This window comes from Virgibacillus kekensis (genome assembly GCF_042654125.1).
Lineage (GTDB): Bacteria > Bacillota > Bacilli > Bacillales > Amphibacillaceae > Lentibacillus > Lentibacillus kekensis.
In genome coordinates this window covers 1-20,719 of record NZ_JBHSFU010000006.1, presented here as the reverse complement: position 1 = coordinate 20,719, position 20,719 = coordinate 1, and the positions used below count along the sequence as shown (strand labels likewise).

Annotated in this window: 20 protein-coding genes; 13 read left to right on the top strand and 7 right to left on the bottom strand. The window is 42.8% G+C overall.

What is annotated here, in order from left to right; genetic code table 11:
- The first annotated feature begins 111 nt into the window (after positions 1-111).
- Complete coding sequence (locus tag ACFO3D_RS11010; protein WP_390295883.1) at positions 112-1,359, top strand: DNA polymerase IV; 1,248 nt, start codon at positions 112-114, stop codon at positions 1,357-1,359.
- Between the two features lie 619 nt (positions 1,360-1,978).
- Here the strand turns inward: ACFO3D_RS11010 and ACFO3D_RS11005 are convergent.
- Genes ACFO3D_RS11005 through ACFO3D_RS10990 form a run of 4 tightly spaced genes read right to left on the bottom strand, consistent with a single transcriptional unit; the run spans position 1,979 to position 6,064 of the window.
- Positions 1,979-3,349 (bottom strand): aldehyde dehydrogenase, encoded by a 1,371-nt coding sequence (locus ACFO3D_RS11005; protein ID WP_390295881.1) that lies wholly within the window; start codon positions 3,347-3,349, stop codon positions 1,979-1,981.
- A 15-nt stretch (positions 3,350-3,364) separates the two neighbouring features.
- Positions 3,365-4,288, bottom strand: coding sequence for a ribonuclease Z (gene rnz / locus ACFO3D_RS11000; RefSeq protein WP_390295879.1), 924 nt, complete (start codon positions 4,286-4,288; stop codon positions 3,365-3,367).
- Complete coding sequence (gene namA / locus ACFO3D_RS10995; RefSeq protein WP_390295877.1) at positions 4,289-5,305, bottom strand: NADPH dehydrogenase NamA; 1,017 nt, start codon at positions 5,303-5,305, stop codon at positions 4,289-4,291.
- 21 nt (positions 5,306-5,326) lie between these two features.
- Complete coding sequence (locus tag ACFO3D_RS10990; RefSeq protein WP_390295875.1) at positions 5,327-6,064, bottom strand: glycerophosphodiester phosphodiesterase; 738 nt, start codon at positions 6,062-6,064, stop codon at positions 5,327-5,329.
- 68 nt (positions 6,065-6,132) lie between these two features.
- Here ACFO3D_RS10990 and ACFO3D_RS10985 point away from each other — a divergent pair, with 68 nt between their 5' ends.
- The 3 genes from ACFO3D_RS10985 (at position 6,133) to ACFO3D_RS10975 (ending at position 9,592) form a co-directional block, all read left to right on the top strand.
- On the top strand, positions 6,133-7,767 hold the full coding sequence (locus tag ACFO3D_RS10985) for a M20/M25/M40 family metallo-hydrolase (RefSeq protein ID WP_390295873.1): 1,635 nt from the start codon (positions 6,133-6,135) through the stop codon (positions 7,765-7,767).
- A gap of 78 nt (positions 7,768-7,845) precedes the next feature.
- Positions 7,846-8,808, top strand: a complete 963-nt coding sequence (locus ACFO3D_RS10980; RefSeq protein ID WP_390295871.1) for an MBL fold metallo-hydrolase — start codon at positions 7,846-7,848, stop codon at positions 8,806-8,808.
- Positions 8,798-9,592: an SDR family NAD(P)-dependent oxidoreductase gene (locus ACFO3D_RS10975; RefSeq protein ID WP_390295869.1), complete on the top strand. Its 795-nt coding sequence runs from the start codon at positions 8,798-8,800 to the stop codon at positions 9,590-9,592. Before ACFO3D_RS10980 ends, ACFO3D_RS10975 begins: the two co-directional genes overlap by 11 nt.
- Before the next feature lie 68 nt (positions 9,593-9,660).
- On the opposite strand, the gene ACFO3D_RS10970 is transcribed toward ACFO3D_RS10975, so the two are convergent.
- The 3 genes from ACFO3D_RS10970 to ACFO3D_RS10960 form a co-directional block, all read right to left on the bottom strand.
- The gene (locus ACFO3D_RS10970; RefSeq protein ID WP_390295867.1) at positions 9,661-10,026 is read right to left on the bottom strand and encodes a carboxymuconolactone decarboxylase family protein; all 366 of its coding nucleotides are present in this window, start codon (positions 10,024-10,026) and stop codon (positions 9,661-9,663) included.
- 67 nt (positions 10,027-10,093) lie between these two features.
- A complete protein-coding gene (locus tag ACFO3D_RS10965; RefSeq protein ID WP_390295865.1) occupies positions 10,094-11,347 on the bottom strand; it encodes a DNA polymerase IV in 1,254 nt (417 codons plus the stop codon).
- Between the two features lie 166 nt (positions 11,348-11,513).
- Entirely contained in the window at positions 11,514-12,434 is a 921-nt protein-coding gene (locus ACFO3D_RS10960) for an aldo/keto reductase (RefSeq protein ID WP_390295863.1), read from the bottom strand.
- A 130-nt stretch (positions 12,435-12,564) separates the two neighbouring features.
- On the opposite strand from ACFO3D_RS10960, the gene ACFO3D_RS10955 reads away from it, so the two are divergent.
- From ACFO3D_RS10955 to ACFO3D_RS10915, 9 genes are all read left to right on the top strand, one after another.
- The gene (locus tag ACFO3D_RS10955; RefSeq protein WP_390295861.1) at positions 12,565-13,107 is read left to right on the top strand and encodes an NUDIX hydrolase; all 543 of its coding nucleotides are present in this window, start codon (positions 12,565-12,567) and stop codon (positions 13,105-13,107) included.
- Positions 13,108-13,226: 119 nt separating this feature from the next.
- On the top strand, positions 13,227-14,396 hold the full coding sequence (locus tag ACFO3D_RS10950) for an endonuclease Q family protein (RefSeq protein ID WP_390295859.1): 1,170 nt from the start codon (positions 13,227-13,229) through the stop codon (positions 14,394-14,396).
- Positions 14,397-14,539: 143 nt separating this feature from the next.
- Complete coding sequence (gene spoIIM, locus ACFO3D_RS10945; RefSeq protein WP_390295856.1) at positions 14,540-15,178, top strand: stage II sporulation protein M; 639 nt, start codon at positions 14,540-14,542, stop codon at positions 15,176-15,178.
- A gap of 114 nt (positions 15,179-15,292) precedes the next feature.
- Positions 15,293-15,751, top strand: coding sequence for a ferric iron uptake transcriptional regulator (fur, locus tag ACFO3D_RS10940; protein ID WP_390295854.1), 459 nt, complete (start codon positions 15,293-15,295; stop codon positions 15,749-15,751).
- Positions 15,752-16,045: 294 nt separating this feature from the next.
- Positions 16,046-16,252, top strand: a complete 207-nt coding sequence (locus ACFO3D_RS10935) for a YqzK family protein (RefSeq protein ID WP_390295852.1) — start codon at positions 16,046-16,048, stop codon at positions 16,250-16,252.
- Positions 16,253-16,257: 5 nt separating this feature from the next.
- Positions 16,258-17,151, top strand: coding sequence for a site-specific tyrosine recombinase XerD (xerD, locus tag ACFO3D_RS10930; protein ID WP_390295850.1), 894 nt, complete (start codon positions 16,258-16,260; stop codon positions 17,149-17,151).
- Positions 17,152-17,246: 95 nt separating this feature from the next.
- Positions 17,247-18,425, top strand: a complete 1,179-nt coding sequence (gene deoB / locus ACFO3D_RS10925) for a phosphopentomutase (RefSeq protein WP_390295847.1) — start codon at positions 17,247-17,249, stop codon at positions 18,423-18,425.
- A gap of 15 nt (positions 18,426-18,440) precedes the next feature.
- Positions 18,441-19,262 carry a purine-nucleoside phosphorylase gene (locus tag ACFO3D_RS10920; protein WP_390295845.1) on the top strand — a complete coding sequence of 274 codons (822 nt, stop codon included), beginning with the start codon at positions 18,441-18,443 and terminating at the stop codon, positions 19,260-19,262.
- 21 nt (positions 19,263-19,283) lie between these two features.
- Entirely contained in the window at positions 19,284-20,588 is a 1,305-nt protein-coding gene (locus ACFO3D_RS10915) for a pyrimidine-nucleoside phosphorylase (RefSeq protein ID WP_390295843.1), read from the top strand.
- The last annotated feature ends 131 nt before the right edge of the window (positions 20,589-20,719 follow it).

Here is a 20,719-nt window from a genome sequence, read left to right as displayed (position 1 = left end):
ATGTTTTTGTACTCCAAAACCGAACAAGGGGCTCTTACAAAAGGGCCCTTTTGTTGTGTATGTTATAATTGGTATAGAGAAACAACAGTTCTGTAAAAGGGATGGATAGATATGTCACAATGGTATCCCAAAAAAGGCCGTGTAATCTTTCACCTAGATATGAATTCTTTTTATGCGTCGGTTGAGATGGCGTATAATCCTAGTCTAAAAGGTAGACCACTGGCCATTGCGGGGAATCCCGGGGAACGAAAAGGAATTATTGTTACTAGCAGCTATGAAGCCCGGGCAAAAGGAGTAAAAACAACCATGCCGTTGTGGCAGGCAAGGAAGCTGTGTCCGGAGTTAATCGTGCTTCCCCCTAATTTTGACCGTTATCGGACCGCTTCACGTGAAATGTTCAGAATGCTGGCTGAAATAACGCCGTATGTCCAGCCGGTTTCCATTGACGAAGGATACATGGATATTACAGACAGCGAAAAACATGGAACGCCAATTGAAATAGCAAACAATCTGCAACAACGGATCCAGCAAGAACTGGATTTGCCTTGCAGTATTGGAATTGCTCCAAATAAATTTCTGGCAAAAATGGCTTCTGATATGAAGAAACCAATGGGTATTACTATTCTACGGAAAAGGGATATCCAACATAAACTATGGCCGCTCCCGCTCGAGGAGATGTACGGTGTAGGAGCGAAGACAGCTGAAAAACTGCGTAAAATTGATATGGAAACAATTGGTGACCTGGCAAATGGAGATGTCTACCAACTGAAGAGTGTCCTTGGAATAAATGGGGAAAGGCTCAAGAACCGTGCTAATGGGATTGACACACGCCCTGTCGACCCCGATGCCGTTCATGAGTTTAAGAGTATAGGCAGCTCACAGACTCTTCCACAGGATACGACTGACGAAACAGACATAAAGGCGCTGATGAATCTTTTGGCGGACAATGTGGTCCGTCGAATGAAACGAAAGCAAGCTGCAGGAAGAAGTGTTCAGATCATGATCCGGTATTTTGATCATAAAACAGTTACCCGGAGTAAAAAGCTGCAGCGCTATATCGAGACCAAAGAAGATATTCTTGGAGTTGCCAGTGACCTTTTTCAGAAGCACTGGAACTTAGAACCGATCCGGTTGTTGGGGATTACGGTACAGGATGTAGAAGAGAAGCAGAATATTGCCCAGCAGTTGGACTTGTTCACATACCAAAAAGAAGCTGGCAAAGAAAAGCTGTACACGGCGATTGATGAACTTTCAGAGAAGTTTGGTAAGAATCCATTTGTCCGGCTTCACAATGAGGACAAGACAGAGCAGCCCAGAACAAGCTTTCAAAAAGATTTTCTCGATGATTACAAACGATAGTCTTCGTGAGACGAACGAATTAGTATAGGAATACTAAAATGTTCTATTAGTGAATCTTATTTCGGAGTTTCTATAAATTGAGACATAGTAGCGAGGTTGATTTCCGCTTCAGGCCGTCGCTTTCCACGGGCAACGCTTCAACTTCCTCGGAAGAAAACCACTTCCTGCGGGATTTTCAGCTGTTGCTTTTCCCGTTGGAGTCGACTGCCTTACGCTCCAATCAACGCCAGGTTACCGAAGTACCAGATATCAGTGGAAGGCAGTTCGAAACATGCTCAACCCCTTATAAGTTATGGACACTAAGCGTAAGCAATACACGAAGACTCCTGTGGAACAACGAGCCTAAGAGAACCCACAGTGAGCGATCTTGGCAAACGAGGAGGCTGAGGCCGTGCCCACGGCAAAGGAAACACTGTGAAAGCTTTAGCTTGAACAGATGTTGACCTTGCACCCGGAGCGGTGAAAGCGAAGTGTTCTGCCGGAGCGGAGCTTCGATGATATGCCGCATTTTATATCTTATATGACACAACATAAAATCTGAACTACCTTACACAAGATAGTTCGGATTTTTCATGACTTCTACACTTTTGTTCCAGCCCTTACCTTCTTTGGATACGTATTATTTCATGATCGTCTTCACCAACGATTGAGCGATTTTACTTCCCGGATAACGTAGAGGGATATCAAATTTCGTTGTCTGTTTCATAATACTTTTCCTATGGGAGAAGGTGTCAAAACTGTATTTTCCATGGTATGCACCCTGCCCGCTGTGTCCGACACCACCAAAAGGAAGGTGGGGGTTTGCCAGGTGATACAAGGTGTCATTGACACAGCCGCCACCAAACGAGATATTTTCCAGAACTAAATGCTGGTGTTTTTCTTTTTCACCAAAGTAATACAGTGCCAACGGTTTTTCCATTCGCTTAAGTTTTTCAACTACCTCGTTTAGGTTATTAAAGGATAATACCGGCAAAATTGGTCCAAAAATCTCATCCTGCATAACAGCATCGTCCCAGCTAATATTATCTAAAATAGTCGGTTCAATCGTACGCTTTTCCAGATTTCCGTTGCCACCATATACAATCTCGCCTTCGGTCAAGAACTTAGTTAACCTGTGGAAGTGGTTCTCGTTTACTATCCGGGTATTTTCATCATTTTCAAGCGGGCTTTTACCATAAAATTCTTTAATATACTTCTTCATTGCTTTCAGCAGTTTTTTCTTTGCTTTTTCATGTACATATAAATAATCGGGGGCTACACAGGTCTGACCTGCATTGGTGAATTTGCCCCATACAAGACGTTTTGCGGCAAGATTTATGTCGGCATCCTTGTTAACAATTGCCGGGCTTTTTCCGCCAAGTTCCAATGTTACTGGTGTTAAATTTCGGCTTGCCTTCTCCATAACGATTTTGCCGACTGCAGTACTGCCCGTAAAGAAAATATAATCAAAAGATTGTTCGAGCAGCTGTTGGCTTACCTCTTTTGTACCCTCAATTACTGCAAAAAAAGAAGGATCAAATGTTTTACCAATCATATTAGCTAGTAATGACGATACAGCAGGAGTGAACTCGGAAGGTTTTAATACAACTGTGTTACCTGCTGCAATTGCGCCAATTGCAGGAGCAATGGCCAGATGAACGGGATAATTCCAGGGAGCAATCACCAATGATGTACCATATGGTTCTTTAATAATATAGCTTTTCGTTCCCTTGTGTGTGAGGGGAGCATACACTTTTTTCGGTGTCATCCAATTTTTTAGCTGTTTAAGGGTGAGATCAATCTCCGAATAAAGGAATCCCAGCTCTGTTGTCAGTGACTCATGAGGTGATTTATTTAGGTCAGTTTTCAAGGCCTGATAAATTTCATCTTCATGTTCCTTGAGCATCTTTTTAAGAGCTTTCAGTTGGTTTTTACGTACTTCATACTTCCGTGTATTACCACTGAAAAAATACTCCTTCTGGTTATTCACCAGTTTCTCAATAGTTTGCATGTAAAGCACTCCCCACTAATTGGAATTAATCACAACTTTTGAAAAATCATTCGCAAGTTCTGTGTCTGGAAAAATTCCCCTTGCTTCGTCAAGCAGCTTTTTGTAATCCTCTTTCTGATAACGGGAGGATACATGGGTAAGAACGAGCTTTTTTACCTGACTGTTTTTGGCCAGAGATGCTGCCTGTACAGTAGTTGAATGATGGTATTGGTGAGCCATTTCGGCCATTGACTGATCAAAGGTAGCTTCATGAATTAGTACATCCGAGTCTTTTACAAATGATGCAAACTGATGGCTTGACCGGGTATCACCCAGGATGGTAAGGACGCGTCCCTTCTTATCAGGACCAATAAAGTCCTCTCGGAGAATAACCTTTCCGTCTGCGATAGATATCTTCTCATTTTCTTTGATCTCCTGATAAATCGGTCCTGGCATAATTCCGGCTGCCTGCAATTTATCTGCCAGCAGCTCTCCGGGTCTATCTTTTTCTGTGATGCGGTAACCATAACTGTCGATACCATGTTCCAGCTTTTTAGCTGTAACAGTAAATTGCTTATCTTCCACTACGTGTCCATCGGTTATTTCCACTATGGATAGTGGATATTTCAGATGAGTCCCACTTATCTTTAGGCTCGTTTCGATATATTCCTTGATTCCATTGGGACCATATACCGTTAAGAGGTCATCTCCACCTTGGAATGACCTGCTGCTTAACAGACCTGGAAGGCCAAAAATATGGTCTCCATGGAGATGGGTGATGAATATCCGATTGATTTTCCTTGGTTTAAGTGATGTATTCAGGATTTGGTGCTGTGTTGCTTCCCCGCAGTCAAACAACCAGATACTGTTTTGTTCCTGGAGCAGGGTGAGAGCCAAGGCGGATACGTTCCGGTCTTTGGATGGAACACCAGAACCTGTTCCAAGAAAATGCAGTTCCATTTAGTTCCATCCCCGTTCATACTGTTTTGGAGCTTCCGGTGAATATCCGAGTTCCTCGGCTGCAGCTTTTGCCCAGTATGGATTCCGCAGTAGGGAACGGCCGATAAATACAAGGTCCGCTCGGTCGTTCTGCAATATTTCCTCCGCCTGGATTCCACTAGTTATAAGTCCAACTGCACCGGTAGAAATGGATGCTTTATGTTTAATTGCTTCACAACGCTTAACCTGGTAACCAGGGTATGGATTAATGGACGCTGGTACGACGCCACCGGAACTGCAATCAATTAAATCGACCCCTTGATGATTCAATTGCTCCGCGAAATAAATCATATCTTCCAGCGAATTACCCGCTTCACTGTATTCATCCGTGGAAATTCGGACGAATAAAGGTCCATCCCATACGGTTTGAATAGTATCAATTATTTGTGAAAGAAAACGATAACGATTTTCACGACTACCACCATATTCATCGGAACGTTTATTGGTTAGCGGCGAGAGAAACTGATTAATGAGATAGCCATGGGCTGCATGAATTTCAATAATATCAAAGCCGGACTCTTTAGATCTACGTGCAGCGTCTTTAAACGCTACAATTGTCCGTTTAATATCCTCAGAAGACATTTCTTCAGGAGTATCGGATGATTCATTAAAAGGAATGGCGCTGGGTGCGTAAATTTTTGAATCCAGCCGTGCTTTTCGTCCGGCATGAGCAAGCTGAATTGCTGTAGCAGACCCGTAGCTGTGAAGCTCTCTATTCAGCTCCTTAAGTCCGGAAGTATGTTCGTCCTCCCATATTCCCAGGTCTTCAGGTGAAATACGACCTTCAGGAAGGACAGCGGTTGCTTCGGTCATTACCAGACCGGTCTGGCCTACTGCTCTTGATACATAATGCGTAAAATGAAAAGGAGTAAGCTTTCCGTCCTGGGCTGTACAGGAATACATACACATCGGTGACATAGTGATCCGATTTTTAAGTGTAACGTTTTTAAAGTTAATCGGTTCGAACAGTTTTGGCATTTTTAAATCCTCCTATATTTTTCAATGGCTTTGGTTGAACTTATCTCGATAGTCAAGTGCAAGGTGTGGTACGTCGGTAAAAATACCGTCACAGTCCAGGCTAAAGCAAGTTCCCATCTGTCTTGTTCGGTTGATGGTATAGACACGCACCGACATCTTTTCTTGGTGACACTGATTAACAAGAAGGTTATTCAGTAACCGGTATTTAATATGTACGGCATTGGCCCCTAGAGTTCGGGCATGCTGCACGAGATTCCGGTTTCGTCTGGACGTAAGTAAGGCTACCCCAATGTCCTGGTTAGCGTGCTTCAGACGCTGCACACTTCTTGGATTAAAGGTTGACAGTATGGTACGATTTAGTAATCGATAGTGCGAAACCTGTTCATACACAATCTGTTCCAGATTCTCATAATCTATTTTATTATTTTTTAGCTCAATATTTAAGTTTAACGGTTTATCTTTTACCCATTCGAGAAATTCCATTAAGGAAAGCACCCTGGAATCCTTGAAACGGGAAGCAAACCAGGACCCGGCGTCAAGCTGCTGTAATTGGGCAAATGAATAGTCCTTTATGTAGCCTGTACCATTAGTCGTACGGTTAACACGCTCGTCATGCATCAGCACCGGAATATTGTCCCGTGTCAAATGGACATCTGTCTCAATGCCTTCTGCTCCCGCGCGATATGCAAGTTCAAAGGCTGACATGGTATTTTCGGGAGCAACCGCGCTCGCACCGCGATGTGCAATTATTTTAGTCAATACGCTCACCTCAAGTTAGATTGTGTTTGATTTCCGGGTATAAGTCAATTCAAATGGGAGGGGATTAGATGAATAATTGGCAAACGAAGGAACAACTGACAGATCTCTTGTGCTCACTTGTTAATCACCAGAGCATAACAGGAAGTACCGCTGAGATTGCGCTTGCGGAATATCTGGAACATTTGCTGCAGCAGAATCCTTATTACCAGGAAAACCCGGATCATTTAAAGCTTCATCCGCTTGAAGACGGGAGACGGCTGCTGACAGCTCTCGTAAAGGGGAAGGATACATCTGAAACAGTGATATTACTGAGCCACTTTGATGTGGTCGGGATTGAGGATTATGGGTCACTGGAAAATCTTGCTTTCCATCCTAGGGAACTAACCCGGGAAATGGAGAAAATAAAAGATGAATTACCGGATACAGTCAAGGAAGATATTAATTCTGATTCAGGTGAGTGGCTATTCGGACGCGGTTCTATGGACATGAAGGCAGGTCTTGCCCTGCATTTTTGCATGCTCGAGAAAGCGATTAATGGTGATTTCGACGGAAATATTCTTTTGTTAACGGTTCCTGATGAGGAAGTTAATTCCCAGGGTATGTTGGCAGCATTGCCCGTTTTGGAAAAATTAAAAGAAGAAGAGAACCTGACCTATAATGCTTGTTTGAACGGCGAGCCAATGTTCAGTAAATACCCTGGGGATCCCGCATATTATGTTTATGCTGGCTCGATTGGAAAAGTTCTGCCCGGATTCTATTGTTATGGAAAAGGGTCACATGTCGGTGAACCTTTTGCCGGGATCAATCCTAATCTGATGACCAGCTTTTTATCCCAGCAGCTTGAACTCAGTGAGGACTTTATCGAAAAGATTGATGGAGAAGTGACACCACCACCTGTCAGTCTTATGCAACGCGACCTGAAAGAGGAATATTCTGTCCAGACACCTCAGGCCGCAATATCCATGTACAATGTATTATATTTGAAGCAAACGTTTAAGGAGATCAATGAAAAACTTTTGAACGGCGCATGTACTGCCGCTAAAGAAATCGAGAAATATATTAACGAAAAAGCGGCTAGATTTGGAGAGGTATCTGACGAATTTTCCATGCCGTCCGCAAAAGTAAATGTCATGATGTACGAAGAATTATACGAGGAAGCGACAAAACGATATGGCGAGAAGGAAATTACAAGGCGGCAGAATCTGCTGGTCAGTCAGCGGGATAAAGGGGACCGTGATTTTTCCACCTTGCTTGTTCAGGAATTGGCAGCCATGTGTAAGGATTTGGCGCCATTGATTGTTCTTTTTTACAGTCCACCGTTTTATCCGGCAGTTTCATCTAACGATGATCCATATATCACCGAGGTAATGGACTATGTAAAAACTTACACCAAAAATAATTATCAGCTTAACCTGACAGTGGCAGAGTACTTCACCGGGCTTTCGGACTTAAGCTTTCTTGGACCAGTATCATCCAAAAGCAGACTAAATCAGCTGACAACTAATATGCCGCTGCAGAATAATGGGTTTGTATTCCCTGAAGATATTATGGAGAGGCTTACTATGCCCATTCTCAATGTTGGTCCGCTTGGAAAGGACCCGCATCAGTGGACAGAACGCATTGAATTGACATACAGCTTTGACCATTTACCATCTATACTGACAGAAACGATTCATCAGTTATTTGCGAAAATAGACAGTTAGTATGTGACTTTTTTTGATAAAAGGGATACAATAAAAGAAATAACTGAATCGTCATTCATTTCAGGGGGATTCGAACTAATGAAGTTACTTGATAAAACAATCAGTCAAATGACGATGCCCACACCATTTCCTGTGGGGGACGTTCATGTATATCTATTAAAAGGGGATACGTTGTCCCTTGTGGATGCTGGTGTAAAAACCAAGGAGGCCTGGGAGGCTCTGACAATCCAATTAAACGAGCTTGGCTATGGTCCTGAAGATATCGAGCAGGTTATCTTGACACACCATCATCCGGATCATATGGGACTTGTTGATAAGTTTCCTCGATTAAAGGATATAGTCGCACATCAGGATGTAGATTTGTGGCTGCGCCGGGATCCGGTTTACTTTGAGCATTACGAGCAATTTTTTTATGAATTTTTCCTGCAGTGCGGTATCCCGTCCGAATTTCTTGCTGAATTGAATAAATTAAAGACACCGCTTAAGTATATCGGAGAAGGGCACCTTACCGGGATAATTCAGGAAGGGCATACCCTTCCAGGCCATGAGGAATGGCGTGTTATTGAAACAGCAGGACATGCACAGAGCCATTTGTCATTCCTGCGCGAACAGGATGGTGCTTTCATTGGTGGTGATCATCTGCTTGAGCATATCTCGCCGAACCCGCTTCTTGAGCCACCAAGGATCGGCGAAACCAGTCGTTCCAAGCCAATGCTGCAGTACCGTAAAAACCTATTGAAGTGCCTGGATCTTGATATCCGGAAAGTTTTTCCTGGGCATGGGAAGATTTTTACGGATACAGCGGGAATGATACCGGTCCGTCTGGAGAAGCAGGAACAGCGGGCCGGTAAAGTACATAGCTTACTTGAGGCAAAGCCACAGACAGTTTTTGAACTTTGCCGGCAGATTTTTCCAAGGCAGTATGAAAAACAGTTGGATCTCACCATCTCCGAAACAGTGGGACAGCTTGATTTTCTGGAGGATGAGAATCGAGTGGAAAAAACACTTCGGGACGGTGTTTTTTACTATCATGCAAAATAGAATCAGAGGCAAAAAAATTATTATCACCGGGGCGTCTTCCGGTATAGGGGAAAGGCTGGCATGGTATATCGCCAAAAATGGCGGGGTGCCGATCATGATTGCCCGTTCAATTGATAAACTAGAACAGAATCAACGCGAAATCGAGCAAGCTTTTGGCATGAAAAGCCATGTCTATCAAGCTGATTTATTGAATGAACAGGAGCTGAAAACGGTTATAGGCAGGATTTTGGATGAACATCCTCCAATCCATGGTTTAATTAATAACGCAGGATCAGGCGTTTTTGAGTATGTGGAGGATATGGAGTGGGAAGATGTTACGCGGATGTTCCAGCTTAATGTGCTGGCGCTGGTACAAGGAACGAAGTTAGTCCTGCCGCATTTTAAAGGAAACAGGGAAGGACACATTGTTAATATTGCCTCAATGGCCGGTAAAATTGCCACGCCCAAATCCGCTGTGTATGCCTCAACGAAACATGCTGTTCTGGGGTTTACCAACGCGCTCCGGCTGGAAGCTGCTCCACATAATATACATATTACAGCCGTCAATCTTGGACCAGTGCGGACGAATTTTTTTGCTGTGGCTGATCCTGGTGGCAGCTATCAGCAAAGTGTTGAGCGGTATATGCTTGATCCGGATAAAGTGGCTGAAAAGGTAGCTGACAGCCTATTTACGCCAAAACGGGAGATTAATATGCCATGGTGGATGGAGGCAGCCACCAAAATTTATCATCTTTCTCCGCGTTTGTTGGAAAAGATGATGAAAGGTCAATTTAACAAAAAATAATTTACGTAGAGTAGTTGTGAAGCGGAGTTTAAAAAGCCACCTGATTTTAGGTGGCTTTTCTAATGTTCCTATTGGGTTAATTGATTCAGTTCGTCAATTGATTCCTGAACAAGGGTTACAGCCTGGCTCATTGCTGCTCCACCACCAAATGCTGCTGTAACACCCACAGCTTCCAGGATTTCCTGCTCGGAACACCCTTGGTCGAGACAACCTTTTACATGATAGATAATACAATATTCATCTTGTGCATACAGGCTTATCCCCAGGGCAATCAGTTGTTTCTCCCGTTTGGATAACTCCCCCTCTTCAAAGCATTCTTCCGTAAAAGCATTATACTGTTCCGATAATCTTGGCATTTTCCTGTTGAATAGTCCCAGTCCTTCTTTGTAGTGAAGCAATGCAGCCTCCGTTGAATTTCTTGCCTCTGTTTCCATATAAATTCAGCTCCATTCCTGTTGAGTATAATCAGGGCTTAGTATGAGCCAAATAGTATATAAATAATCAAGCATAATGGCCACCAATTTTTTTACTTCGGCCGATGGTCACGCCATCCTCCGTGTAACTGGTGGCACGGAGGATGGCGGTAGACCCATACGTGTCACGGATAGAATCCATTACATAACCGATGTCCTTTTTCTTTGGTTTATCATCGAACAGGTCAAGCTGGGTTTCACCGTTCTCATACAGGTTATCCAGACTGACAGACACATGTCGGATATCGCTCTGTCCGTCGTAAAATTCATGGAACAGCTGCATACTGACTGCATAAATATCCATGGTTATGTTGGTCGGAAGCGCAACCGACCGTGAGCGGCTGAATCCTCCGCCGCCGGTCACCTTGGAATAAGCGATACCGAGATGGATTGTTCGTCCGGCTTTCCCGGCTGTTCGGGCCCTGCGGCATACCTCTTCACAGAGATCGAGAATACAGGCGGCAGTTTCCTCCCCAGAATAATCGCGCAACAGGGCAATCCCATGTCCAAATCCCTTCTGTTCGGACTTGGTGAAATTACCAAGCACCGGACTGAGGTCAACTCCCCATGAATGCCAGTACAGTTGCTCTCCCATGATGCCAAACCGCTTTTTTAGCTGCTTTAACGGAAATCTAGCGAGCTGTCCGAGGGTCACAATTCCCATCCGGTTTAAATTGTTTTGCATTCTTCGGCCAACCCCCCAAATATCCTGTACGGGGAATGGCCACAGTTTTTCTTCTACATCCTCATATCTGCATTCGGCTATACCGACCTTTTTGGCGTGCAGGTCCATTACTACTTTGGCCAGAAATTTATTATCACCGATTCCAATTGAACAAGTTATTCCAAAGTTTTCCATAATATCCTGTTTAATCAGTCTAGCTACATGCCAACGGCTACCGAATAAGCGTTCCAGTCCGTTTACTGTTACCCAAACTTCATCCACTGAATACTGGTGAATCGCTTCTTTTGGCACATACTGATTGATCAGTCTGGTGATTTCCATCGATACCTGAAGATAGTCAGCCATATGGGCAGGAACTACAACAATCTCCGGGTCATCGGGCAATTCAAAAAAACGGCTGACATTACTGATTCCGTGTTTCTTTTTCAGAGTGGGGGAGGCCGCCAGCACGATACTTCCCCGTCGTTCAGGGTCACCGACGACAGCCAGCTGAACAGTCATTGGATCGTATCCAAGTTTAACCGCTTCTACACTTGCATAGAATGATCGCATATCGATACAAAGAACATCGTTGCGGGGGTAATCGTTGTAATCCATTACAAATTACACCTCTCAATAGGAACGTTTGTTCTCATTATATGCTAATCAGCGAATTATAATCAATGGAAATATATGTGTTCATCCGTCTACTGGGGGAAGTGAAAGCCAAATCCCTTGATAGACAAAGAAAGGGGGGTGAAAAATATTGCCTCCCTGTCATCCATTATCGGTGTTTCTCGTATTTATTTGCTTTGGTAATCCCTTTAAGCGTCTGGTACACTTCGTCAGAAAGGGCATTAGTAAAATTAGCGCTGGTATTTTCAATAACCTGTTCCGGCGAACTGGCACCGAAAACAGCGCTTGTGACTGCCGGATGTTTCAGTACATACTTAAGTGCGACGGTGTTAAGTGACTCTTCCAGTTCGAGTTTTTCCGTTAAGAGCCGGTGGACAGAGGCTAATTCCTCATGCGAATAATCCAGAAAACCATCAGCCCCTTTTTTCGCAATTTGCTCAGCAGCATTGTTGCTTAACATCCCTTTGGCAAGAGGGCCACGTGCCAATACACTGATGTTATTTTCCTTGAGCAAATCAAGAACTTCCTCTTCAGGACGGCGGTCGAGCAGGCTGTATTGCATCATCACACCATCGATATTGGAACGCTTCACATATTCACGGATGACATTTGGGCGAATGGACGAAATACCATACGCGCGAATCAGTCCCTCTTTTTTAAGATCCTCAAAGGCACCAATTGACTCATCGATCGGATCATCAATTGTTCCGCCGTGAAGCATGTAAAAGTCGATATAGTCGGTCTGCAGCCGGTGCAAACTCGCCTTGATTCCTTCTTTAATGTGTTTCTCTGATGGGTCCCAGAACCAGTCTTTTTTATCCTTATCAAAATGATTGCCGACTTTTGACGTTAAAACAACCTGGTTACGGCGTCCTTTCAGGGCTTCCCCGACGATTTCCTCATTAGCGCCAAACTCATATAAATCGGCAGTATCCAGGTGATTAACACCCATATCAATTGCCTGATCAATAATAGTCGTGGCAGCTTTATTATCTGCGCCAAGCGACATACAGCCAAGCGTCAATTCTGAGATGGAAATATCTGAATTCCCAAGTTGATTCTTTTTCATCTGTAATCGACCTCCATTTAATCTGTCCCTCTGTTAATTGTACGGATATTCTTCCATGTATTACAACTGATTCGCGTATGCTAGAATAGATTTCATATACGACTATTCTAGAAAAGGCAGGGTAAAATGTATGAAGAAATTTGAGGAGAAAACGATCCATACAGAAAAAATATATGATGGGAAAGTAGTGAACCTGCAGGTCGACGATGTCACACTGCCGAATGGAAAGACGTCAAAAAGGGAATTGATCAAACATCCCGGCGCTGTAGCCGTTATTGCAATTACGGAAGATAAAAAAATACTGTTTGTTGAGCAGTACCGTAAGCCGCTCGAAAAATCACTAGTGGAGATTCCTGCAGGAAAACTTGAGCCGGGGGAAGGACCAGAAACCACCGCATACCGTGAACTGGAGGAGGAAACAGGTTATACTGCGAACTCCATGGAATTCGTAACTTCATTTTATACCTCGCCTGGATTTGCTGATGAGCTTATGTATCTGTATATAACAGAAGACATAGAGCCCCTTAAGGAAACGGTTGCTGGGGATGACGATGAATTTGTGGAGCTGCTGGAGCTTACACTTGAAGAAGCAAAACAGTATGTGCAGGACCAGCGGATCCACGATGCGAAAACAAACTATGCGGTTCTATATTTAGCTAGTAAGCAAACATAAAGTATCTAACCTAATGTTATTTTTATAAGCTCTTTTATTAAACTTTGTTGCTCTTTAACCAGTGCAATAGACATTAACTACGATGTTGCTTTTTACGTAGTGTTGGAAGGATGTAAGTCATGTTGAACTCTTATTTCGCTGATATGCATATTCATATCGGTAGAGATATATATAACAAACCGGTAAAAATAACTGGCGCTAAAACGTTGACCCTTACGAATGTTTTGCTGGAAGCAAGCAGAAACAAGGGAATTCATATGGTTGGTGTAATTGATAGTCATGCACCTGCTGTTCAGGAAGAGATCCGGCAGCTGATTGAAAAAGGAAAAGCGTATGAACTCGATGAGGGGGGAGTACGCTTTGAGAATGTGACACTCCTGCTGGGATCTGAAATAGAGGTTTACGATGAGAACTGTCAGGGACCTATACATGTGCTGTGTTTTTTCCCTACCTTGAATACAATCACACGCTTTTCTGAGTGGCTTACAGGTAAAATGAAAAATATTACCCTAAGTTCCCAGCGTTATTACGGGACGGCAAAGGACCTTCAATATAAAGTGAAAGAACTGGATGGCCTCTTTATTCCGGCGCATGTATTCACGCCATTTAAAAGCCTCTACGGGAAAGGTGTTAGAAAATCGCTGACTGAAGTGCTTGACCCTGATTTGATTGACGCGGTCGAACTGGGATTAAGTTCCGATACGGAAATGGCTGACCAAATTCAGGAACTTCATCACTATACATTTGTATCGAATTCCGACGCCCATTCACTGGCCAAGATAGCACGTGAATATCAGGAAATCCTGATGGAGGAACCTTCCTTTAAAGAATTCAATTGGGCATTGCATCAGGTGGAAGGACGTAAAATCAAGCAGAATTTTGGAATGAACCCTCACCTGGGGAAATATCATACGACCGTGTGCAGTCAGTGTCTGGAACCTTTGTCGCGTGATGCAGCGAAATGTTCGAACTGTGGATCAACCAAGATTGTCAAAGGTGTTTTTGACCGCATCAAGGAACTTGCTGATACTCATGGTTCAAGAGAACGTCCGCCGTATCTTTACCAGGTGCCATTGGAATATCTGCCGGCACTTGGTCCAAAGACGTTTACAAAACTGCTAGAACACTTTCAGACAGAAATGAATGTCATTCATCACGTGAAAAAAGAAGAACTCGAGAAAGTTGTCCCTGTAAAACTAGCAACAGCCATTATAAATATGAGAGGGGGCAGATTGTCCATTAAAGCTGGTGGCGGCGGGAAATACGGGAGTATCACCAGTTCCGAGTGAAGAAAACAGGTAAAAGAATCTATGCGAATTTGGTATGTTTGGACGGAATTTTTCATAGTTTTTAAATAGGCAGATAAGAATATAAGTTTTGGGTACTTTCAGTAAACTGCCTAAAAGGAAAATAACGCTTATGGAGGATCCCCATGTATACCAAACGTGCGCTTATCGTAAACCATTTAAAAGAACATGCAACCATCTATATCTTTATGATCATCCTGTTTTTGACCGGCGTTATTTTCGGTGCCATAATTGTCAACAGTATGAATTGGGCTCAGAAAGAAGATTTGTTTTTTTATCTGGAGAGATTTTTTGGGCAAATTGCTGATGAGGATCAAATAGCGGGAGATGAAATTTTAAAAAGCAGTTTTTCTTATCACGCGAAATATTTATTATTGCTTTTTATCCTTGGGCTTTCTGTTGTTGGATTACCGTTAGTATGGGTTCTGCTGTTTTTAAAAGGACTGGTAGTAGGTTTTTCCGTGGGCTTTATTGTAAATCAGCTTGGAATGAAAGGATTTCTGTTGGCATCATTGTCCATCGCTCCGCAAAATCTGTTAATCATTCCGATTTATATAACAGCAGGTAGTCTCTCCATGATATTCTCACTTACATTACTGGGAAAATTATTTACACGACGAATCGCTCAGCCGGTGCTCCAGCCACTCGGAAAATATGTCACAGTATTCTCTTTGCTTTTGGTGGTGTCAATAGTTGCAGCTGCAATAGAGGCATTTATCGCCAACGAAGCAATGGGCATGATTATTAGGTCGTTTTACAAATAATAATTACTATTGTATAATATTTATTATTGATAACAGTTTATAATAATTATACTTTGACACGCTATATAGGAGTGCATATAATAGTAAGTGGGGATATTAGGGAGGAGACTTGCTATGGAACACCGGATAGAACGTATAAAGAAGCAGCTCCATGCACAAAGTTATAAGCTCACTCCACAACGGGAAGCAACGGTTAGGGTTTTGTTGGAACGTGAAGAGGATCATCTGAGTGCAGAGGATGTATACCTGCTTGTAAAAGAAAAAGCACCTGAGATAGGTTTGGCTACTGTTTACCGTACATTGGAATTATTATCTGAATTAAAAATCGTGGACAAAATTAACTTTGGTGACGGTGTATCACGTTATGATCTCCGCAAAGAGGGTGCCGAGCATTTTCATCACCATCTGGTGTGCATTGAATGTGGCTCAGTAGAAGAAATAGTGGATGATCTGCTTGAGGATGTTGAAAAGATAGTAGAAAACGACTGGGGATTTAAAGTGAAAGATCACCGGCTCACTTTTCACGGTGTCTGCAGACAGTGCCAAAAAGTAACCGTGAAATCTTCGACATAACATATAAAACCACAGTGCCTTTTTTCTATCAGTTGAAGAAAGGCTTTTTATTTTGTCTTAAATTCCTAAATTAATTTACATTCAGGACCAAATAGGTTATTTTTATGGAAGAAAGATGAAATGCGAAAGGGTTCTCATGCAAGCATACTTACAGAATAGGCTAGCTTTTTATTAATCTAAAAACACATGAGGAAAAATAAAAAGTTAACTGCAGTTTTATGCTTGGACGTATATTGTCATCCTTTTTTGGCATATCTTTTAATAATAGATATGCAGAAGAGGGGACATGCCTACATGCGAAAATTAATATGGGACACGGTTAAAGTGTTTGTGATTTTCATAGCGTGCACCGTTATATTTTATGCCGGTCTGCAAATGATGCACAAAGAGTACGAACAGTTTCACCGCTATGACCCGCCGGAGGGTCCTTCGGTTAAGGTGTTTGAGCTGAATGAAAGTTTCATTGACCGACTGAATTTATTTCTGCGATTGGGAGAGTAATTGTGATGCTCAAATCTAGTCTTGAAGATTTTATACATTATTTGCAGGTGGAGAAAGGGTTGTCGGATAACACCTTAAAATCCTACAAGCGTGACTTGGTCCAGTATATGAATTATATCGATAAAGTCAGCAGTAAATCTGACTGGGAATCAGTCGTACGTGCCGATATCATTAGTTTTCTATACAAAATGAAAGATCAGGGAAAGTCATCAGCAACTCTTGCCCGCGTCATCTCATCAATTCGTTCCTTTCATCAGTTCATGATCAGGGAACGGCTTGTAACACATGATGCAAGTATACATATTGAAACACCGAAAAAAGAAAAGCGTCTTCCAAGCATCCTGTCGCCACAGGATGTTGACGCGCTTTTAACAATACAGCCGAAAAACCCTTTATCTATTAGAAATAAGGCGATGCTTGAACTGCTGTACGCTACCGGTCTGCGAGTTTCCGAACTTATTTCTCTAAAAGTAAGTGATCTTCATTTAACAATGGGGTTCGTCCGCTGTTTTGGAAAAGGTTCTAAGGAAAGGATTGTACCGCTTGGCGATGTTGCGAAGGAAGCGGTGGAGAATTATCTTACTGAGGCACGAGGGCTTCTTGTTAAACGGAAGAACGATGAGAACGCTCTGTTTGTCAATCAGCATGGTCGGCCGCTTTCCCGTCAGGGTTTCTGGAAGATTCTTAAGGGGATAGCACAGGATACGGGGATTACAAAGCGAATAACTCCTCACACGTTAAGGCACTCTTTTGCAACACATCTTCTTGAGAATGGTGCTGATTTACGTTCCGTACAGGAAATGCTGGGGCATGCGGATATATCGACAACGCAGATTTACACACATGTAACAAAGACGAGATTAAAAGATATCTACCAATCTTATCATCCGCGAGCCTAGTTCTTTATTCTTAGTCGTCTGACATCCTACAACACATCTTCGTTAACATATAATCGGTAAAAATAGGGAATACAAATTACGGGAGGTTTTACATCATGGATAATTTTAAACGTGTTTTTCTAATTGTAATGGACTCTGTTGGAATCGGAGAAGCTCCGGACGCAGACAAATTTAATGATAAAGGCGCAGATACACTTGGCCATATTGCAGAACAAATGAACGGCCTTCACATGCCAAATATGGCTAAATTGGGGTTAAGCAACATCCGCGAAATTAAAGGTATTGAGAAAGCTGATTCTCCAGACGCCCATTATACAAAAATGCAGGAAGCGTCCAACGGAAAAGATACGATGACTGGGCACTGGGAAATAATGGGGCTGAACATTCAGCAGCCATTCCGCACGTTTCCGGATGGATTTCCAGCCGAGCTTATCAATGAACTGGAAGAGAAAACTGGAAGAAAAATAATTGGTAATAAACCGGCTTCAGGTACCGCTATCCTGGATGAACTTGGGGCGGAACATATGGAAACCGGAGCTCTTATTGTTTATACTTCCGCGGATTCTGTCCTTCAAATTGCAGCGCATGAAGAGGTGGTTCCTATTGAAGAGCAGTACAAAATCTGTGAAATCGCCCGGAAACTTACGCTTGATGAGAAATATATGGTTGGCCGCGTTATAGCACGTCCATTTGTTGGTCAACCTGGGGCATTCGAAAGGACTTCTCACAGACACGATTACGCATTGAAACCATTTGGTCGTACGGTTATGAACGAACTGAAAGATGCCGGCAAAGATGTTATTGCGCTTGGGAAGATTTCCGATATTTATGATGGGGAAGGCGTAACGGAGACAATACGCACGGCTGATAATGAAGATGGGATGACTAAGCTTGTCGAGTCAATGGATAAGAATTTTAATGGCCTAAGCTTTCTCAACCTGGTCGATTTTGATGCGAAATTTGGGCACCGCCGTGATCCAAAGGGGTATGGAAAAGCTTTGGAGACGTATGACGCGCGGTTACCTGAAGTTCTGGAAAAATTGCAACCTGATGACCTGCTGATCATTACTGCAGACCATGGAAACGATCCTGTCCATCATGGTACTGATCATACTCGCGAATATGTCCCACTTCTGGTCCATCATACAGGGATTGAAAATGGTAAATCACTGCCTTTACGTGAGACCTTTGCTGATATCGGTGCGACAATTGCGGAGAATTTCCGTATTACCATGCCTGAGCACGGATCAAGTTTTTTGAATGAAATTAAATAAGAGGAGAGATATTGGATGGATGAGCAAATTATAAAAGAGGCAACAGCCCACATAAAAGACAAATTAAACATTGCCCCTTCAGTTGGCCTGATTCTTGGGTCCGGTCTTGGAGTTCTGGCTGATGAAATTGATAATCCGGTGACTATTCCGTATAAAGATATTCCGCATTTCCTTGAATCTACTGTTTCGGGTCATAAGGGACAGCTTGTTGCAGGTATGCTGGAAGGTCAGCCGGTAATTGCCATGCAGGGACGTTTCCATTATTACGAAGGATATACAATGCAGCAAGTAACTTTTCCTGTTCGGGTAATGAAAGCACTTGGTATTGAATCTATAATGGTAACGAACGCTGCAGGGGGAATAAATAAAACCTATAATCCAGGTGATTTAATGCTGATTACCGACCATATAAATAATATGGGTGATAATCCGCTCATAGGACCTAATAATGAAACCTTGGGTGATCGCTTCCCGGACATGTCACAGAGTTATGATTATATTTATATCGAGCATGCCAAAAGCTGTGCCCATAAACTAGGTTTATCTCTACAGGAGGGTGTTTACGTAGGTAACACAGGACCAACCTATGAAACCCCAGCCGAAATTAAAATGTTGCGGACAATGGGAGGGGACGCCGTTGGAATGTCCACTGTTCCTGAAGTAATTGTTGCTCGTCATTCCGGCTTGCGTGTTTTGGGAATTTCCTGTATTTCAAATATGGCCGCAGGAATACTTGATCAATCATTGACACATACCGAAGTAATTGAAACTACCGAAAAAGTCCGGGAAGACTTTCTTCGATTAGTAAAAGAAATTATCCGTACACTACCAAACTGATAAAAATAAAGGTGATAAATTATGCGAATGTATGACATCATTCAGAAAAAAAGAGACGGGGAACAGTTAAGCGAGCAGGAAATCCGCTTTTTTATTGACGGCTACACAAAAGGTGAAATTCCGGATTATCAAGTTAGTGCTCTGTTAATGGCTGTTTTTTTCCAGGATATGACCGAAGAGGAACGTGCAGCCCTGACATCTGCCATGGTGGATTCAGGTGATAAGATAGATTTGTCTGCGATTTCAGGTATTAAAGTTGATAAGCACTCAACAGGAGGAGTCGGTGATACGACTACCTTGATTTTGGCTCCGCTAGTTGCTTCCCTTGGTGTGCCAGTAGCGAAGATGAGTGGAAGAGGGCTGGGCCATACAGGTGGAACTATTGATAAACTGGAAGCTATTCCAGGATTCCATGTGGAAATCACAAGTGATGAATTTATTAATTTGGTAAATAAAAATAAAGTTGCAGTGGTAGGGCAGACCGGTAATCTGACACCAGCTGATAAAAAGCTGTACAGTCTACGTGATGTTACAGCCACAGTTAACTCCATCCCCCTGATCGCAAGTTCGATTATGAGCAAAAAAATAGCCTCAGGTGCCGATGCTATCGTGCTGGACGTAAAAACCGGTGCCGGTGCATTTATGAAAGAATTGGATGAGGCGAATGAATTGGCTGCCGCAATGGTATCAATCGGTAACCGGGTTGGAAGAAATACTATGGCTGTCATTTCCGATATGAGTCAGCCACTGGGTAATGCGATTGGAAATGCGCTTGAAGTAAAAGAAGCAATCGATACCCTAAAAGGTGAAGGGCCTGAAGATCTAACGGAACTGTGCCTGACACTTGGAAGCCAAATGGTCGTTCTGGCAAACAAAGCAGACAGTCTTGAACAAGCAAAAGAACAGTTGAAAGCTAATCTGACAAACGGCAAAGCACTGGAAAAGTTCAAGGTTTTTCTTGAGTCACAGGGTGGTGACCCGTCAGTTGCTGATAATCCGGAAATTATGCCACAGGCGTCCCATAAAGTTGAACTACCTGCATTGAAATCAGGAATCGTTTCTGAAATGGTTGCCGATAACATTGGCACGGCTGCAATGATGCTAGGAGCCGGACGAGCAACGAAAGAATCTGAAATTGATCTAGCAGTTGGAATTATCCTTCATAAAAAAATTGGTGACCATGTTTCAGAAGGTGAACCATTACTGACAATTTACGCAAATAATGAGGATATATCAGACGTGAAAGAAAAACTATACGCTAGCATCACCGTATCCGATCAACCCGTAGAAGCTCCGCCGCTAATCTATGGAACTGTAACAGAATAGGAGTTCACGCAATCTAAGAGGCTGGGAGTAAAGTGTATAAATTATATAGTAATCCGAACAATCTGATATGCTCCCTTTATAGTAGACAGAGAAATAATAAAAAATTCTCCTACTACTTATGAAGGGAGTAT

Excerpts from the sequence above, each read along its gene's own strand:
- ACFO3D_RS10985 (WP_390295873.1), top strand. The coding sequence starts at position 6,133 with ATGAATAATTGGCAAACGAAGGAACAACTGACAGATCTCTTGTGCTCA.
- ACFO3D_RS10915 (WP_390295843.1), top strand. The coding sequence starts at position 19,284 with ATGCGAATGTATGACATCATTCAGAAAAAAAGAGACGGGGAACAGTTA.
- ACFO3D_RS10955 (WP_390295861.1), top strand. The coding sequence starts at position 12,565 with ATGAAGAAATTTGAGGAGAAAACGATCCATACAGAAAAAATATATGAT.
- xerD (WP_390295850.1), top strand. The coding sequence starts at position 16,258 with ATGCTCAAATCTAGTCTTGAAGATTTTATACATTATTTGCAGGTGGAG.
- ACFO3D_RS10920 (WP_390295845.1), top strand. The coding sequence starts at position 18,441 with ATGGATGAGCAAATTATAAAAGAGGCAACAGCCCACATAAAAGACAAA.
- ACFO3D_RS10965 (WP_390295865.1), bottom strand. The coding sequence starts at position 11,347 with ATGGATTACAACGATTACCCCCGCAACGATGTTCTTTGTATCGATATG.
- ACFO3D_RS10975 (WP_390295869.1), top strand. The coding sequence starts at position 8,798 with ATGCAAAATAGAATCAGAGGCAAAAAAATTATTATCACCGGGGCGTCT.
- namA (WP_390295877.1), bottom strand. The coding sequence starts at position 5,305 with ATGCCAAAACTGTTCGAACCGATTAACTTTAAAAACGTTACACTTAAA.
- ACFO3D_RS10980 (WP_390295871.1), top strand. The coding sequence starts at position 7,846 with ATGAAGTTACTTGATAAAACAATCAGTCAAATGACGATGCCCACACCA.
- ACFO3D_RS10970 (WP_390295867.1), bottom strand. The coding sequence starts at position 10,026 with ATGGAAACAGAGGCAAGAAATTCAACGGAGGCTGCATTGCTTCACTAC.
- fur (WP_390295854.1), top strand. The coding sequence starts at position 15,293 with ATGGAACACCGGATAGAACGTATAAAGAAGCAGCTCCATGCACAAAGT.
- ACFO3D_RS11010 (WP_390295883.1), top strand. The coding sequence starts at position 112 with ATGTCACAATGGTATCCCAAAAAAGGCCGTGTAATCTTTCACCTAGAT.
- ACFO3D_RS10960 (WP_390295863.1), bottom strand. The coding sequence starts at position 12,434 with ATGAAAAAGAATCAACTTGGGAATTCAGATATTTCCATCTCAGAATTG.
- deoB (WP_390295847.1), top strand. The coding sequence starts at position 17,247 with ATGGATAATTTTAAACGTGTTTTTCTAATTGTAATGGACTCTGTTGGA.
- ACFO3D_RS11005 (WP_390295881.1), bottom strand. The coding sequence starts at position 3,349 with ATGCAAACTATTGAGAAACTGGTGAATAACCAGAAGGAGTATTTTTTC.
- ACFO3D_RS10935 (WP_390295852.1), top strand. The coding sequence starts at position 16,046 with ATGCGAAAATTAATATGGGACACGGTTAAAGTGTTTGTGATTTTCATA.
- rnz (WP_390295879.1), bottom strand. The coding sequence starts at position 4,288 with ATGGAACTGCATTTTCTTGGAACAGGTTCTGGTGTTCCATCCAAAGAC.
- spoIIM (WP_390295856.1), top strand. The coding sequence starts at position 14,540 with ATGTATACCAAACGTGCGCTTATCGTAAACCATTTAAAAGAACATGCA.
- ACFO3D_RS10950 (WP_390295859.1), top strand. The coding sequence starts at position 13,227 with ATGTTGAACTCTTATTTCGCTGATATGCATATTCATATCGGTAGAGAT.